This is a genomic window from Ruegeria sp. CDSC002 (assembly GCF_059610905.1).
Window position 1 is genome coordinate 302,986 of the sequence record NZ_JBXWOM010000002.1, and the last position, 14,198, is coordinate 317,183.

At 58.3% G+C, this 14,198-nt stretch carries 14 protein-coding genes; 9 read left to right on the top strand and 5 right to left on the bottom strand.

Features of this window, described 5'->3' with window-relative positions; genetic code table 11:
- Positions 1 to 141: 141 nt before the first annotated feature.
- Together AC2FJE_RS05530 and AC2FJE_RS05535 are read left to right on the top strand one after the other, a co-directional pair.
- Positions 142 to 1,554 carry a pyridoxal phosphate-dependent decarboxylase family protein gene (locus AC2FJE_RS05530; RefSeq protein ID WP_496760741.1) on the top strand — a complete coding sequence of 471 codons (1,413 nt, stop codon included), beginning with the start codon at positions 142 to 144 and terminating at the stop codon, positions 1,552 to 1,554.
- A gap of 15 nt (positions 1,555 to 1,569) precedes the next feature.
- Positions 1,570 to 2,340 carry an HpcH/HpaI aldolase family protein gene (locus tag AC2FJE_RS05535; protein WP_496760742.1) on the top strand — a complete coding sequence of 257 codons (771 nt, stop codon included), beginning with the start codon at positions 1,570 to 1,572 and terminating at the stop codon, positions 2,338 to 2,340.
- 4 nt (positions 2,341 to 2,344) lie between these two features.
- On the opposite strand, the gene AC2FJE_RS05540 is transcribed toward AC2FJE_RS05535, so the two are convergent.
- Positions 2,345 to 3,487 carry a DUF3095 domain-containing protein gene (locus AC2FJE_RS05540; protein ID WP_496755472.1) on the bottom strand — a complete coding sequence of 381 codons (1,143 nt, stop codon included), beginning with the start codon at positions 3,485 to 3,487 and terminating at the stop codon, positions 2,345 to 2,347.
- A gap of 139 nt (positions 3,488 to 3,626) precedes the next feature.
- Here AC2FJE_RS05540 and AC2FJE_RS05545 point away from each other — a divergent pair, with 139 nt between their 5' ends.
- The 4 genes from AC2FJE_RS05545 (at position 3,627) to AC2FJE_RS05560 (ending at position 8,039) form a co-directional block, all read left to right on the top strand.
- Positions 3,627 to 4,799 carry an MFS transporter gene (locus AC2FJE_RS05545; RefSeq protein WP_496755473.1) on the top strand — a complete coding sequence of 391 codons (1,173 nt, stop codon included), beginning with the start codon at positions 3,627 to 3,629 and terminating at the stop codon, positions 4,797 to 4,799.
- Positions 4,800 to 4,822: 23 nt separating this feature from the next.
- Positions 4,823 to 5,857, top strand: coding sequence for a glycosyltransferase family 4 protein (locus AC2FJE_RS05550; RefSeq protein WP_496755474.1), 1,035 nt, complete (start codon positions 4,823 to 4,825; stop codon positions 5,855 to 5,857).
- A 111-nt stretch (positions 5,858 to 5,968) separates the two neighbouring features.
- The gene (locus AC2FJE_RS05555) at positions 5,969 to 6,991 is read left to right on the top strand and encodes an aspartate-semialdehyde dehydrogenase (protein WP_282119740.1); all 1,023 of its coding nucleotides are present in this window, start codon (positions 5,969 to 5,971) and stop codon (positions 6,989 to 6,991) included.
- 229 nt (positions 6,992 to 7,220) lie between these two features.
- Positions 7,221 to 8,039, top strand: coding sequence for a DUF2189 domain-containing protein (locus AC2FJE_RS05560; protein ID WP_496760743.1), 819 nt, complete (start codon positions 7,221 to 7,223; stop codon positions 8,037 to 8,039).
- A gap of 47 nt (positions 8,040 to 8,086) precedes the next feature.
- Here AC2FJE_RS05560 and AC2FJE_RS05565 read toward each other — a convergent pair whose 3' ends face one another.
- Both AC2FJE_RS05565 and AC2FJE_RS05570 read right to left on the bottom strand, forming a co-directional pair.
- On the bottom strand, positions 8,087 to 8,623 hold the full coding sequence (locus tag AC2FJE_RS05565; protein ID WP_496760744.1) for an SRPBCC family protein: 537 nt from the start codon (positions 8,621 to 8,623) through the stop codon (positions 8,087 to 8,089).
- A 104-nt stretch (positions 8,624 to 8,727) separates the two neighbouring features.
- A complete protein-coding gene (locus tag AC2FJE_RS05570) occupies positions 8,728 to 9,378 on the bottom strand; it encodes a carbonic anhydrase (protein ID WP_282119743.1) in 651 nt (216 codons plus the stop codon).
- 153 nt (positions 9,379 to 9,531) lie between these two features.
- Between AC2FJE_RS05570 and AC2FJE_RS05575 the strand changes: the two genes are divergently transcribed.
- The 3 genes from AC2FJE_RS05575 (at position 9,532) to AC2FJE_RS05585 (ending at position 12,092) form a co-directional block, all read left to right on the top strand.
- Positions 9,532 to 9,912 (top strand): hypothetical protein, encoded by a 381-nt coding sequence (locus tag AC2FJE_RS05575; protein WP_058279209.1) that lies wholly within the window; start codon positions 9,532 to 9,534, stop codon positions 9,910 to 9,912.
- Positions 9,913 to 9,975: 63 nt separating this feature from the next.
- Positions 9,976 to 11,358, top strand: a complete 1,383-nt coding sequence (locus AC2FJE_RS05580; protein WP_496760745.1) for a leucyl aminopeptidase family protein — start codon at positions 9,976 to 9,978, stop codon at positions 11,356 to 11,358.
- Positions 11,355 to 12,092 (top strand): C40 family peptidase, encoded by a 738-nt coding sequence (locus AC2FJE_RS05585; protein WP_496760746.1) that lies wholly within the window; start codon positions 11,355 to 11,357, stop codon positions 12,090 to 12,092. The genes AC2FJE_RS05580 and AC2FJE_RS05585 overlap by 4 nt, the downstream gene beginning before the upstream one ends.
- On the opposite strand, the gene AC2FJE_RS05590 is transcribed toward AC2FJE_RS05585, so the two are convergent.
- Together AC2FJE_RS05590 and AC2FJE_RS05595 are read right to left on the bottom strand one after the other, a co-directional pair.
- The gene (locus AC2FJE_RS05590; RefSeq protein WP_058275250.1) at positions 12,089 to 12,439 is read right to left on the bottom strand and encodes a DUF2794 domain-containing protein; all 351 of its coding nucleotides are present in this window, start codon (positions 12,437 to 12,439) and stop codon (positions 12,089 to 12,091) included. The genes AC2FJE_RS05585 and AC2FJE_RS05590 overlap by 4 nt on opposite strands.
- Positions 12,440 to 12,515: 76 nt before the next feature.
- Positions 12,516 to 14,180, bottom strand: a complete 1,665-nt coding sequence (locus AC2FJE_RS05595; RefSeq protein WP_282170627.1) for an ABC transporter permease — start codon at positions 14,178 to 14,180, stop codon at positions 12,516 to 12,518.
- Positions 14,181 to 14,198 lie beyond the last annotated feature (18 nt).

Consider the following 14,198-nt stretch of genomic DNA (forward strand, 5'->3'; position numbering starts at 1 on the left):
CATCGCAGCTTCGAGCCGCATCTCAAAATTAGTAAACAAAGCAATTAATATTGACGTTTTCTTCAGAATGACGATCACTGGACGCGCAAAGAAACTAAGTCCCGGTCCGATCCCGGGGTTGGCAGAAATCTGAGGGTTAAGATGAAGTGGGATGAGTTTTCGGATTGGGGCAAACGAATTGCCGAGTGGACGCAGGATTACCACCTGACTGTAGGTGACAAACCCGTCCGCGCCCGGACTGAGCCGGGGGATATCCTCAATGCCTTGCCCGCGCTGCCGCCCGAGCACGCACAGTCACTGGAGGACGTGTTTCAGGATTTCGAACAGATCGTGATGCCGGGGATCACCCATTGGCAACATCCAAGGTTCTTTGCCTATTTCAATTCGAACGCCTCTGCCCCATCGGTCCTGGCCGAGTTTCTGGTCAGCGCCATCGCACCGCAATGTATGTTGTGGCAAACGTCACCGGCTGCGACCGAGATGGAAACACGGATGATGGACTGGTTGCGCCACGCGCTGGACCTGCCCGGGGGATTCGCTGGCGTTATTCAGGACTCCGCCTCGTCAGCGACATTGGCTGCTGTACTAACGATGCGCGAGAAGGCGTTGAAGTGGCAGGGAAATCAACAGGGTCTTTTTGGGCAAAAACCCCTGCGCGTCTATTGCTCGGCCGAAGTGCACACGTCAGTCGATCGTGCCATTTGGGTTGCGGGGATCGGGCAAGACAATCTGGTTCGGATTCCGATCAAGGGAGATTGGCGCGGGATGGATCCCGCAGCACTGGAGGCAGCGATCCAGGCCGATTTAGACTCTGGTTTGCATCCCGCGGGCGTCATCCTTTGCGTTGGCGGTACAGGAACGGGGGCGACGGATCCCGTAGATGAATGTTTGAAGATCGCCCAGGAATACGGGCTTTACTCCCACGTAGATGCGGCCTGGGCCGGATCGGCCATGATCTGCCCGGAATACCGCCACTACTGGCCTGGCGTGGATCAGGCCGACAGTATCGTTTTCAACCCGCATAAATGGCTGGGTGTGCAGTTCGATTGCTGTGCGCATTTCCTGAAAGACCCCGATGATCTGGTGCAGACGCTGGCGATCAGCCCTGAATACCTCAAGACCCATGGCAAGGACGGTATCATCAACTATTCGGAATGGTCTGTGCCACTTGGCCGTCGGTTCCGGGCGCTCAAGCTATGGTTCGTGATCCGGACATATGGGCTGGAAGGGTTGCGCCAACGCCTGCGCAATCACGTGAACTGGTCCGTGGCGCTGCATGACCGGTTGGCGGCAGAGGCGGATTTCGAAATCGTAACTCAGCCTATGTGGTCTTTGTGGACGTTCCGCTATGCACCGACGGGCCAAACAGACCTGGACGATTTGAACCTGCGCCTGGTGAACGCCATCAATGACGACGGCCGCATCTATTTGACGCAAACCCGCGTGGATGGCGATCTGGTGATCCGGTTTCAGGCCGGTCAGTTCGAAACCACCGAAGACGATGTTCGAATGGCCTATGACGTCATAACCGAAATCGCCCGCACACTGACATAAACAGGAGGTCCGGCCATGCCAGTCCCAAAAAACAGCTTCAAACAGGCTCTAATACAGGGTGATCGGCAGATAGGCTGCTGGATGAGTTTTGCCGAATCCATCACTGCCGAAATTATGGGCACCGCCGGATTCGACTGGCTGGTCATTGATGGTGAACACGCGCCGAACGATATCCGATCAATCCGTGATCAGCTTATGGCGTTGGCGGCCTGTGCCTCGCACCCGGTGGTGCGGGTTCCGGTTGGCGACACCGCTTTGATCAAGATGGTGCTGGATGCCGGCGCGCAAACCGTTCTGGTACCGATGGTCGAAACCGCCGATCAGGCGCGACAATTGGTTCGGGACTGCCGCTATCCCCCAACTGGCGTGCGCGGCGTAGGGGCCGGTGCGGCCCGGGCGACAATGTACGGCTCGATCTCCGAGTACATTCAATCTGCAGACGATCAAATTTGCCTTTTGGTTCAGGTGGAAAACCGCGCCGGTATGGCTGCGCTAGATGATATCCTGATGGTTGAAGGCATCGACGGAGTGTTTATTGGCCCAGCGGATCTGTCCACCGACATGGGATATCAAGGAAACAGCGCAGCGCCGGAAGTGCGCGCTGTCATTGCGGATGCCATCACAAGGATCAGGGCCGCGGGCAAAGCGCCCGGCATTCTGGGCACCAATGACGAGGCCAGCCAAGCCTATTATGAAATGGGCGCACAGTTTCTTGCGGTCGGCATTGATGTGATGTTGCTGGCGCAGGCATCCCGGGCGCTGGCGGCGAAATGGAAGGCGAAATAGCGCGTCAGGCGTACATGGTGGCCGCGGCCTGCGCATAACCACCCGATGCCCCATCCACAAAGTGAACATGATCGTCGCGCGTAGCCGAGGGGACGATACAGGTCATCATTGCCTCGTCTTGCGCATGCAGCCCATAGCGGATCTTGCCCTGTCCGCGTGCCTGTTCAAGCATCATCTGGATTTGCGTCAACGTGGCAGCGTCACAATCCAGTGTCATTTTCAGCCCATCATCGAATTTACGGTAGTCGGCGTTGCGGCTGACCATGCGCTTGTAATGGCCGGGTTCGAAATTGCCCAACCGTTTGCCCGATGTGAACAACAGGGCGATCAAAAAGTTCTGGCCCAGCAATTTGATCCGCTGCAGCAACAAATTGTTCCCAGCTCGTGATACGCGGGCATCCAGGCCAACATCCGGCGGTGGCCAGCTGATCGGCGGGCCATCTTCTGGTACTGGATGACCCGAACGCTCCAACCCCTCCGAAGCTGACAGAACCGAGCGGGCCAAATCCGCAAAGTCACTCTCGGTCGCATTTGCTGTGGGCTGAACGACGACCGAGACGATTTGACCATTGCGTGCCTTGCTGTTGGACCACCGGCAGGACAAACCGGTTAGGTCGGGCTGTGCACCAGGTTTGGCAGGCGGCACCATAAAGGTACCAGCCTTCATCTGCGCCTCAGCCCAGGCCAACCCCCCACCCGAGAACATGGCGTAATCCACCCCATCAGACGGCGCATAACGCGCGACCCGCAGGTCCTTTCCTGCCTTACGAATTTCGGCAACCGGAACCAACGCCGCGCGCAGCGAGATCGAGAATTCTTCTTCCGCCCAGCGCCTGAGGTCCGCCAGTACCGCTTTGGCGGTGTCGATCTCACTTGCGGGCACGGCGAATCCGGCGCCGTCGCCGCCAAAAACATAAGGGAACTCCTTGCCGTGGAGCGCATTGATCATGGCCGAGATCACCGCCGCGCCGACCATATTCACCGTCTTGTAGCGCCCTTTTGCAATCTCACCGGTGGAGTCGACGATATCTGCCACGCCCAACGCCCAATCGCCCGGAACAGCAGAGAAACGCGCCGGGTCCACCAAACGGGTAAAGTCCCGCAACAGGGGAAGACTGTCATAGAACGCGGCCTGGGCGTCTTTCATTGGCACCTCGGATATTCGGTAAGGACAAGGATAGCCCGAATGTGATCACTGTCCGGCAAAATCAGTATAGCACACGCGCTTGTGTGTGGCACCGTGACGTGCCAAGCATTTCTTCGCCGGTTTGGGGGAGAAGGTTTTCATGAAGGCAGGTCTGGTGGTGTTGTGCCTGGGCTATGTGCTCAGCCAGTTCTTTCGCGCCTTTCTCGCGGTTCTCAGTGTTGATCTGGGGCGCGATATCGGGGCCACACCCGAGGACCTGGCCTTTGCGTCAGGTCTTTGGTTTCTGATCTTTGCCGCCATGCAGTTGCCCGTAGGCTGGGCATTGGACCGGGTTGGACCGCGCCTGACGGCGGCGGTCTTGCTGCTGGTCGGTGGTGCCGGCGGAGCGGCATTGTTTGCCCTATCCAGCTCCCCTTTTCACATCGCCATCGCCATGGGATTGATCGGGGTCGGCTGCTCACCGGTGTTGATGGCATCTTACTATATCTTCGCCCGCGAATTCCCACCTGCCCGCTTCGCCACTTTGGCGGCTGTCATGCTGGGCGTTGGATCGGTCGGCAATCTGGTTGCCTCGTACCCTACTGCGCTGGCGGTCGAGCTGATGGGATGGCGGGCCACGATGGGGACGCTGGCCGTTTTTTCCGCTGCGATCGCGTTGGGCATCTGGTTCAGCGTGCATGATCCCAAACGTGTCGAGACCGAACACAGGGGATCGGTGCTGGACCTGCTGAAAGAGCCCGCCCTGTGGGCGATCTTGCCGCTGATGCTGGTGGCCTATGCCCCGTCGGCGGCAACGCGCGGCCTTTGGGCCGGGCCATACCTCAGCGATATCTTCGGTCTTAGCACCACCCAGATCGGGACAGCGACCCTGATCATGGGGGCGGCGATGATTGCAGGTACCTTTGCGTATGGGCCGCTCGATCGAATGCTGGGCACGCGAAAATGGGTGATCTTTGGCGGCAACGCGCTGGGCACAGTGGGGCTGGTTCTGATGTGCCTTTGGGTCGACAACGCAGTTGGGCTGGCGGTCGTCCTGATGGCAGCGATCGGGTTTCTGGGGGCCAGCTTCCCGGTCATCATGGCTCATGGACGGGCCTTTGTTCCGCCGCATCTGGTTGGGCGCGGCATGACCCTGCTGAACCTCTTCGGCATTGGCGGTGTAGGACTGGCGCAATTCGTCACCGGCCGCATCCATGCCGCCACGGTGGACATCAGCCCGACCGCGCCCTACACAGCGATATTCGGCTTTTTTGCGGTCACGCTGGCCATCGGCTGCGTGATCTATTTGTTCAGCCGCGACAGCGTCGCCTAACGCTGGAACTGCCAGGAGTGTCCATGTCAGACCCGCGCGTCATTGCCCCCAACCTCAAACGCAGACTTTCGGGTGTGACCGCGACGATTGCCCGGTTGGTGCCGCTGCAAGTGCAGTGGATCGACATCGCGGCCACCGGGCCGGGTCTGCCGGATGACATCCCACATATCCCGCTGGGCCGCCTGCCCTTTTTGTCGCGCAAAACACTGCGCGTCTGGCACGCGCGCCGCAATACAGAGATGCTGCTGGGCCTGATCCTGCGCAATGTGCTGCGGCTGCGATTGAAGCTGCTGTTCACCAGCGCCTCGCAACGCGCGCATAGCGGCTACACCAAATGGCTGATCGACAAAATGGACGCGGTCGTCGCGACTTCGCGCAAAACCGCCGAGTATCTGGAGAGAGATGCGCAGGTCATCATGCATGGCATCAACTTGCAGGATTTCACACCGCCCGAAGACAAAGCAGCTGTTCGGGCGCGACTGGGTTTGCCAGATGGTCTATTGCTGGGCTGCTACGGCCGCATTCGTCACCAGAAGGGCACCGATGCTTTCGTCGATGCAATGATCGAACTGTGCGGCCGCTTTGACGACGTCCATGGCATCGTCATGGGCCGCGCCACGGAAAAGCACACCAGCTTCCTGACCGAACTGAAAGACAAGGTCGCCGAGGCGGGCCTGTCCGACCGCATTCTGTTCATGCCCGAGGTGACCGTCGATCAGATCGCCGAATGGTATCAGGTGCTGGACCTGTTCATCGCCCCGCAACGGTGGGAAGGGTTCGGCCTGACGCCGCTGGAAGCAATGGCCTGCGGCGTGCCGGTTGTTGCGACCGATGTAGGCGCGTTCTCCGAGATCGTCACCGACCCGTCGCTGGGCCGAGTGGTCGAACCTGGTGATATCCCCGCGCTGGCCGAAGCCGCCGCCGAGATGTTGTCCGACCGCGAATCCCTTGCCCATTCCGGTATCGCAGCCCGCACCCATGTCGAGCAGAATTTCGACATCAGTGGTGAGGCAAAGACGCTTGTCGCGCTCTACGAACGCCTTTTGACCGACACCTGAGGCGATGCGCCACGTCAAATCGGTGCCTTTGCGCGAAATAAACCCCGAAAACTCTTTTTTATTTGCTGCAACGCGGCTATGAACGCGCGTCCTTAACATTGGAGACATGAAATGGGCTATCGCGTCGTAGTCGTCGGCGCCACGGGTAACGTGGGCCGCGAAATGCTGAACATTCTGGCTGAACGCCAGTTCCCCGTCGATGAACTTGCTGTTCTGGCAAGCCGTCGTTCGCTGGGCACCGAAGTAAGCTTTGGCGACACGACACTCACTACCAAGGATCTGGACACGTTCGATTTCACCGGCTGGGACATGGCGCTGTTTGCCGTAGGGTCCGAGGCGACCAAGGTCTACGCCCCCAAGGCGGCCAAAGCCGGCTGCGTGGTGATCGATAACTCGTCGCTCTATCGTTATGACCCGGACATTCCGCTGATCGTACCGGAATGTAACCCGCAGGCGATCCACGACTACAAAAACAAGAACATCATCGCCAACCCCAACTGCTCGACCGCGCAGATGGTTGTCGCGCTGAAGCCGCTGCATGACCGCGCGCGCATCAAGCGCGTCGTCGTGTCGACCTATCAGTCGGTGTCTGGCGCCGGTAAGGAAGGCATGGACGAGCTGTGGGATCAGACCAAAGCGATCTATAATCCCACTACGGACGTGCCACCAAACAAGTTCCAGAAGCAGATCGCTTTCAACGTAATTCCGCAGATCGACGTTTTCATGGAAGACGGCTCGACCAAGGAAGAGTGGAAGATGGTGGTCGAGACCAAAAAGATCGTCGACCCGTCGATCAAGGTCACAGCCACCTGCGTTCGTGTACCGGTCTTCGTTGGCCACTCTGAGGCCGTGAACATCGAATTCGAGGAATTCCTGGACGAAGACGAAGCCCGCGATATCCTGCGCGAAGCACCGGGCATCATGGTAATCGACAAGCGCGAGGCCGGTGGCTACGTCTCGCCGATCGAATGCGCGGGCGATTTCGCCACGTTCATCAGCCGGATCCGCCAGGACTCGACCGTGGAAAATGGTATCAACCTGTGGTGCGTTTCGGACAACCTGCGCAAAGGTGCAGCGCTGAACGCGGTGCAGATTGCGGAACTGCTGGGCCGTGAGGTTCTGAAGAAGGGCTAAGCCCCGACCCGAAGCTGCGGATTGTTTAAACCCTGCTGCGCTGTCAGTGGGGTTTATTTTTGGCGGGCAGCGGAATCTTCGCTGCCTCGAAGGGCGTCCAGGATCGCCCGGGAACCTTGCTCTTGTCCTTTAGCTGATACACACTTCGATACGCAGCAGTGGCTACTTTAGCCGCAAAGCCTGTTGTCGAACCGACAAGTACGATTCCGTCCTTTTGGAGGAGTGTGTCATGACATCCAACACCAATGGGTCCTCGCCCCCGGACAACCTGACGCCGCAGCAGCAAGCCATGCCCGAGGTGAACACATTGACGGCGGCAGATATCAGCGCATCGCTAAAAGCCGGATTAGCTGATTTTCTGGCACGCCCAGTCATGAGCGGCTTTTTTGGCCTGTTTTATGCAATTTTTGGGATTCTATTTGTCTGGTGTCTGGTCTGGCTTGGCAAAATCTGGATGATCATTCCCGCGGCTGTTGGCTTTCCGTTGGTTGCGCCTTTTGCCGCCGCCGGGCTCTATGAGATGTCTCGGCGGATGCAAAACAACGAGGATTTCGGATGGTCTGATATCCTCACCGTCATGGCCAACCAGCGAAAGCGTGAAATGGGCTGGATGGCCTTTGTAACCCTGTTCATTTTCTGGGTATGGACCTATCAAATACGGCTTTGGCTGGCGATCACGCTGCAAAATGCATCGTTTTCTGATTTTGACCGTTTTCTGAACATCGTCTTCTTTACGCCGCAGGGCTGGACGTTCCTTGTCATAGGTACCTGTGTGGGCGCACTTTTGTCAGCAGTCCTGTTCTCGGTAACGGTCGTCGCCATGCCAATGCTGCTGGACCGAGAGACGAACTTCATTTCCGCGATGATCACATCCGTCCGAGTTGTCACCGGAAACCCAGTGGTCATGCTCAGCTGGGCAGCGATTATCTCGGTCACGATGTTGCTGTCGATGTTACCTGCATTTCTAGGCCTGATCTTCACCCTTCCGATTCTGGGCCACACCACGTGGCATCTTTACCAAAGGGCTGTTTCCCCAGCCGAGGGGTGATCAGACCGATCAAACCCAGCCGTCGCGAATGCATCGAAGCGCCTGATTTATCCCTGCTCCTCGACCAATGCTTTGAGGTTTGTCAGACCGCGCTCGTAATCTCCTCCGACCCATTTATCCATCATCAGACCCATCCAGCGTGACATGGGGTTCATGCCTAGATCGGATTCGAACCCCCAAGTCACCTGAGTCTGTTCACCCTCGGGAGTCAGATCGAAGGAGGCCGATGCGGACCCCATCGGACCGAAATCAAGCGCTGTTTTGACGGTTTGATCCGGAACGCTTTCGACGATTTCCTGTGACCCAGTACCAACCTGCGGGTGTTCAGATGCCCAATTCAAGGTGTTGCCGACGCCCGCCTCAGGGCCGCTGTAGGACAGCTGGGTTTCGGGATCGCGCGTCAACCAAGGTGACCATTTTTCAGTTTCCTGCATCGAATTCACGTAAGGAAAGATCGCCCTGGCGGGTGCGTTGATCGTAATGCTGCGGGACAGTTCGGCCTTGCCCGGCAAAAGATAAGACACGCCAACCAGAACCAGAATAAGAACAAGCAGAGTGATGAAAATACGTTTTATGAATCGCATGACGCGCTCCTGATCGAAAGAGTGTGTTTTCGATCATAGCAAAAAATAGCGCGAAATCAGATATCTGATCCGCGCCATTCGAAAACTCTCAGATGTCAGCCCGTTTAGACAACCACGAATTTCTTCTCGGCCGGGTCATAACATTGCAGGCCACCTTCACCGATGTCGGTCCACAGCCCATGCAAGCTCAGCGAGCCGTCATCTACCGCAGATGAAACGAAGGGAAAGGTCATCAGGTTCTCCAGCGATGCCACGACTGCCTGCCGTTCAAACTGCCGCGCTTGATCGACGCTGTCTTCAACATCGGCAACCAAGTCATATTTCGGTTTCAGGATGTCCATCCAGCGGCCGACAAAGCTTTCTTTCGCCTCCAGTTGCGGGGCTTTTCCCTTGCACATGTCAATGCAGCCCTGAACGCCACCGCATTGCGAATGGCCAAGAACGATCAGGTGCGCGACTTTCAACGCCGTAACCGCATATTCGATTGCCGCACTGGTGCCGTGGTGATCGCCATCAGGTGCGTAAGGCGGCACAAGGTTTGCGATATTGCGGTGAATAAAGAACTCGCCCTGATCGGCACCGAAGATCGATGTCACGTGAACCCGGCTGTCACAGCACGAAATCACCATCGCACGCGGGCGCTGCCCTTCAGTGGCCAGGCGGCGATACCAGACCTGGTTTTCCGAATAGGTGGTGGCTTTCCATCCGTGGTACCGCTTGACCAGATAGGTCGGCAGAGGTTTGGCTAAGTCCATTCTCATGTCCCCGTTCTTTTGTCTGTCGGCTGCTGTAACCTGAATTCGCAGAAAATTCGACCCATTTTCCAGCATCGACGCAAGGTTTTGCAAAGGATTCTACCGCCAATGTCCAACTATGCCGTGGGGGCGTAGAGAATTGGGGTAGATGTGGTGGATAAAATAGTCACGCTTGAACAAAAGGAAACCGTTCGGCTGGATACGGACCGCTTGAACGGGCTGTATCACCAATTGGGCGACAAGAACGCATTGGATGTTTTGTGCCGTACGGTCGAGGAATTGGCCGTGCGCCTGTCAAACTGCGAGCGATTTTGGCGTCAGCGCGACTGGGCCGGGCTGCGCAAATGCGCCCGGTCATTGGTGGCCATCGCCGAACAGATTGGCATGACCGCGCTGGCCCGAGTCGCCGGTGATGTGGCGCAATCTGTGGATGTTGGGGATGCGGTCGCGACGGGGGCCACCCTGTCGCGCCTGATCCGTGTAGGTGAGAAATCGCTGACCGTGATCTGGGATCAGCAGGATCTTTCCCTCTGACGGGGCTTGCGGACGGATCGTGGGCGGCTAGGCTGAGCGTAATTCGAACCAGCCGAGATACACATGACCCTGTCCTTCGCTTCGCCGTCCGAACCCTCTGTTCCGCTGCATGTCATTTCGCAACCCGATCTTGACGATTGGTTGAAAGACCAGCCAAGCCACATCGCATCGTGGGTCGAGGTCAGCGGATTCACCGGGGCCATGGGACAAGCTCTGCTGATCCCGCAATCGGATGGTACCCCCCAAATGGCCTTGGCGGGTTACGGAAAAAGCAACAAGCGCGCGCGCAAACGGTTCCCGTTGGCAGCGGCGGCCGAAGCCTTGCGGAAGGGAACCTATCGCATCGCATCAGGTGTGCCCGCTGATGCGATAAGCAACGAGTGCCTTGGTTGGTTGCTCACAGGATATGCCTTTAACCGTTACGCCAATCAATCACCCGCCAAGGCGCGACTGGTCGCACCGGAAGGTGTCGATGCCGCGCGAATTGAGGCGCTTGCCAGTGCCGAGGCGTTGACCCGCGATTTGGTCAACACACCGGCCTCGGACATGGGACCGGATCAGCTGCAGGCCGCAGCCGAGGATTTGGCGCAGGAATTCGGCGCGTCCTGTTCGGTAATCAAAGGCGACGACCTGTTGGATCAAAATTTCCCGCTGATTCACACGGTCGGACGCGCCGCCGCGCAAGCTCCGCGCTTGATCGAGATGACATGGGGCAACACCGGGCCCAAACTGACCCTTGTCGGCAAGGGTGTGTGCTTTGACACTGGCGGACTGAATCTGAAACCAGGGAATTCGATGTCCCTAATGAAAAAGGACATGGGCGGTGCGGCCAATGTGCTGGGTTTGGCGCGGATGATCATGGCACTAAAGCTGCCTGTGCAACTGCGCGTGCTGATCCCGGCGGTTGAGAATTCGGTCGCGGGGAATGCCTTCCGTCCGGGGGATATCCTGACATCGCGCAAAGGTCTGACGGTTGAGATCAACAACACCGACGCCGAAGGGCGGTTGGTTCTGGCTGACGCATTGGCACTGGCGGATGAGGGTGAACCTGACCTGATCATCTCGATGGCAACGCTGACTGGTGCCGCGCGCGTGGCGGTTGGCCCCGATCTGGCGCCCTTTTACACCGATGACGATGGCGCGGCAGACGCACTGGTCAACGCTGGTCGACAATCGGCCGACCCGGTCTGGCGGATGCCTTTCCATGAACCCTATGAGGCGATGATCGAACCCGGCATTGCTGATTTGGACAACGCCCCATCAGGTGGGTTCGCAGGCTCGATAACCGCAGCCCTGTTCCTGCGCCGCTTTGTCGGTGACAGCCGCTATATGCATTTCGACATCTATTCCTGGCAGCCCAGCAAGGCCCCCGGGCGCAGCAGAGGGGGGCTGGGCCAAGGGCCGCGTGCCGTTCTGACCGCCCTGCCCGAGATTCTGAACCTATGACCCGCCTGCGCGTCATAAAGCCGGTTGTCGACCTTTTGCGCAGCCCAAAGGGTCCCAGGGACCGGCAGCTGTTGTTTGGCGACCCGGTAGATGTTGTTGACAAAACCGATGGGTGGAGCCGGATCACCTCGGACAAGGACGGCTATCCCGGTTGGGTCAGGTCCGATCAGCTGGGACCTGAGGCGCAACAGACCCACTGGGTCACCGCGCCCGCGACACATGCCTATAAACAGCCCGACATGAAAAGCTCGGACCGCGTATCGCTGAGTTTCGGCAGCAAATTATGCGTGCTGTCGGAACAGAATAGGTTTCTGGAAACAGAACTGGGGTTCGTTCCGGCGATTCACGCCAAACTCAGTGCAACGCACCTGACCGATCCCGTAGCGGTGGCCGAGCTGTTTCTGGGCACACCTTATCTTTGGGGGGGAAACAGTCGCTTCGGTATTGATTGTTCTGGGTTGGTTCAGGCCGGTTTGCTGGCCTGCGGCATACCCTGCCCCGGTGATAGCGGCGATCAGGAACGCGAACTGGGTACGGCGCTGCCCGCCGGAGCGCCAGCCAAACGCGGGGATCTGTTGTTCTGGAAAGGCCACGTTGCATGGGTCTATGGCGAGAACATGCTGCTACATGCCAACGCCTACCACATGGACGTGACGTTCGAGCCGATGGATCAAGCAATCACACGGATTCTGGAGCAGGGCGACGGGTCTGTAACAGCCCACAAAAGGCTCTAATCAAGGTCAACCGACCGGATCAGCTTGCGTTCCAAAACGCGCAGCACGGTGCGCAGGTCATGGCCTCGCTTCAAGATACGCCCGTCCATGCCGATCACCGAATACATCCCCTGTTTGGACCGCAGACGAGGGTGTTTTTCGACCCGGTAGATCGGATGCTCTGCCGTACGTCTGAAAATGGAAAAAACCGCCATATCGCGCAGGTTGGAAATGCCATAGTCACGCCATTCTCCGGCGGCGACCATCTTGCCATAGACAGACAGTATATGTGACATCTCGCGCCGGTCGAACGCGACGGGCATCTGGGCCGAGTTTGCAGAAAACCGGCTGGGAGGCTGCATGTTCATACCCTCAGCCTTGCCGGAAAACGCATTTGAATCAAGTCCGGTGCCAACAGGTGTGGTAAATTTGAATCGTTTCGTCCTACCGCCGCCCAACTTGCCGACAGATCAGAATCACCGGCAAAAGCCCAACTGCCAGGATCACAAGCGAGGGAACCGCTGCCCCCTCCAACCGCTCGTCTGAGGCCAGACGATAGGCCTGGACCGCAAGCGTATCAAAGTTGAATGGGCGCATGATCAAGGTCGCGGGCAGCTCTTTCATCACATCCACAAATACAATCAGCAAGGCTGTCAGCAGCGAGGGTGTCAGTATTGGTAGATGCACTCGTCGCAAGGTACCCAGCGGCGATTGGCCCAAAGACCGGGACGCAGCATCCATATTGGCGTGTACAGTACTCTGCCCGCCTTCATACGCGCTGAGCGCTGCCGCAAGAAAGCGCACCATGTAAGCCGCCACCAGCAACCAGATTGACCCCGTCACCAGCAGACCTGTCGAGACGTCGAACGTCTGGCGCATCCACGAATCCAGCGCGTTGTCGAATCTGGCGAAGGGTACCATCAGGCCAACGGCGATTACGCCGCCAGGCACCGCATAGCCCAACCGCGCCAGATAGCCTGTGGTCGATGATCCCCGACCCGGGCGAAGGCGCTGAAAGAACCCAACGCAGATCGCGGCGCAAACCGTGACCACGGCGGCCACTCCAGCAAGTGTCAGCGAGTTTTGAATGAACCCAATGTAACGCCGCGACAGCAGGTTTTGTTCCGAGGTCAGGCCCATCTGGATCAAGATAAATACCGGCAGCAAGAACCCCAGCACCACTGGAATAGCGCACAAGGTTATGGCAGCTGCGGATTGCCAGCCCTTAAGTTGCGCCGAAGGCAGCGAGGCATGGCTTTTGCCTGCCTGATAGTACTTTGCCTTGCCGCGCTGCGTCCGCTCGGCTACGGCCATGACCAGCGCAAAGCCCAGCAGGCACAAGGCCAACTGCGCCGCACCCGCCCGGTCGCCGATCGAGAACCAGCTTGTGTAGATGCCCGTGGCAAAGGTCTGAACGCCAAAATAGGCGACGGTTCCAAAATCGGCGATGGTTTCCATGATGGCCAGCAGGACACCACCGGCAATGGCCGGGCGGGCCATCGGCAAAGACACGTGCCAGAACGCCAACCACGGGCTTTTGCCCAGCGCACGAGCGGCCAGAAAAGCGGTGGCACTTTGCTGCAGAAACGCTGCCCGCGCCAGCAGATAAACATAAGGGTAGAGCACTAGGATCAGCATCACCGCCGCGCCCTCGGTCGAGCGGATTTCCGGGAACCAATAATCGCGCGGCCCCCAACCCGTCACGTCGCGCAGCGTGGTCTGCACGATACCGGGGTGATCCAGAATGAACGTATAGGCATAAGCCAGAACATAGGCCGGAAAGGCCAGCGGCAGAACCAGTGCAATTTCCAGAAAGCGCACACCGGGAAAGCGCGTCATCGTCACCAGCCACGCCGCGCCAACTCCGATAGAGAACGTGCCGATAGCCACCAAAACGACAAGGATCACGGTTGTCAGCGCATACCCGGGTAAAACCGTCTCGAATAGATGCGAGACCGTTTCCGTACCCCCCGTCACCGCCGCCAGAACAACCGCAACCATCGGCAGAAGACAAGCCGCTGCCACCATATAGGCCACAGTCGCCACCAACCGGGTGCCCAGCGCGCCGCGATTGCGTTTCCCGTGTTCTGAATAGTCGATTTCGGCCATGGACCCGGATTGTAACTG

What these genes read in the sequence shown, in the direction of transcription:
- AC2FJE_RS05530 (WP_496760741.1), top strand. Translation starts at nt 142, where the DNA reads ATGAAGTGGGATGAGTTTTCGGATTGGGGCAAACGAATTGCCGAGTGG.
- AC2FJE_RS05535 (WP_496760742.1), top strand. Translation starts at nt 1,570, where the DNA reads ATGCCAGTCCCAAAAAACAGCTTCAAACAGGCTCTAATACAGGGTGAT.
- AC2FJE_RS05540 (WP_496755472.1), bottom strand. Translation starts at nt 3,487, where the DNA reads ATGAAAGACGCCCAGGCCGCGTTCTATGACAGTCTTCCCCTGTTGCGG.
- AC2FJE_RS05545 (WP_496755473.1), top strand. Translation starts at nt 3,627, where the DNA reads ATGAAGGCAGGTCTGGTGGTGTTGTGCCTGGGCTATGTGCTCAGCCAG.
- AC2FJE_RS05550 (WP_496755474.1), top strand. Translation starts at nt 4,823, where the DNA reads ATGTCAGACCCGCGCGTCATTGCCCCCAACCTCAAACGCAGACTTTCG.
- AC2FJE_RS05555 (WP_282119740.1), top strand. Translation starts at nt 5,969, where the DNA reads ATGGGCTATCGCGTCGTAGTCGTCGGCGCCACGGGTAACGTGGGCCGC.
- AC2FJE_RS05560 (WP_496760743.1), top strand. Translation starts at nt 7,221, where the DNA reads ATGACATCCAACACCAATGGGTCCTCGCCCCCGGACAACCTGACGCCG.
- AC2FJE_RS05565 (WP_496760744.1), bottom strand. Translation starts at nt 8,623, where the DNA reads ATGCGATTCATAAAACGTATTTTCATCACTCTGCTTGTTCTTATTCTG.
- AC2FJE_RS05570 (WP_282119743.1), bottom strand. Translation starts at nt 9,378, where the DNA reads ATGGACTTAGCCAAACCTCTGCCGACCTATCTGGTCAAGCGGTACCAC.
- AC2FJE_RS05580 (WP_496760745.1), top strand. Translation starts at nt 9,976, where the DNA reads ATGACCCTGTCCTTCGCTTCGCCGTCCGAACCCTCTGTTCCGCTGCAT.
- AC2FJE_RS05585 (WP_496760746.1), top strand. Translation starts at nt 11,355, where the DNA reads ATGACCCGCCTGCGCGTCATAAAGCCGGTTGTCGACCTTTTGCGCAGC.
- AC2FJE_RS05590 (WP_058275250.1), bottom strand. Translation starts at nt 12,439, where the DNA reads ATGAACATGCAGCCTCCCAGCCGGTTTTCTGCAAACTCGGCCCAGATG.
- AC2FJE_RS05595 (WP_282170627.1), bottom strand. Translation starts at nt 14,180, where the DNA reads ATGGCCGAAATCGACTATTCAGAACACGGGAAACGCAATCGCGGCGCG.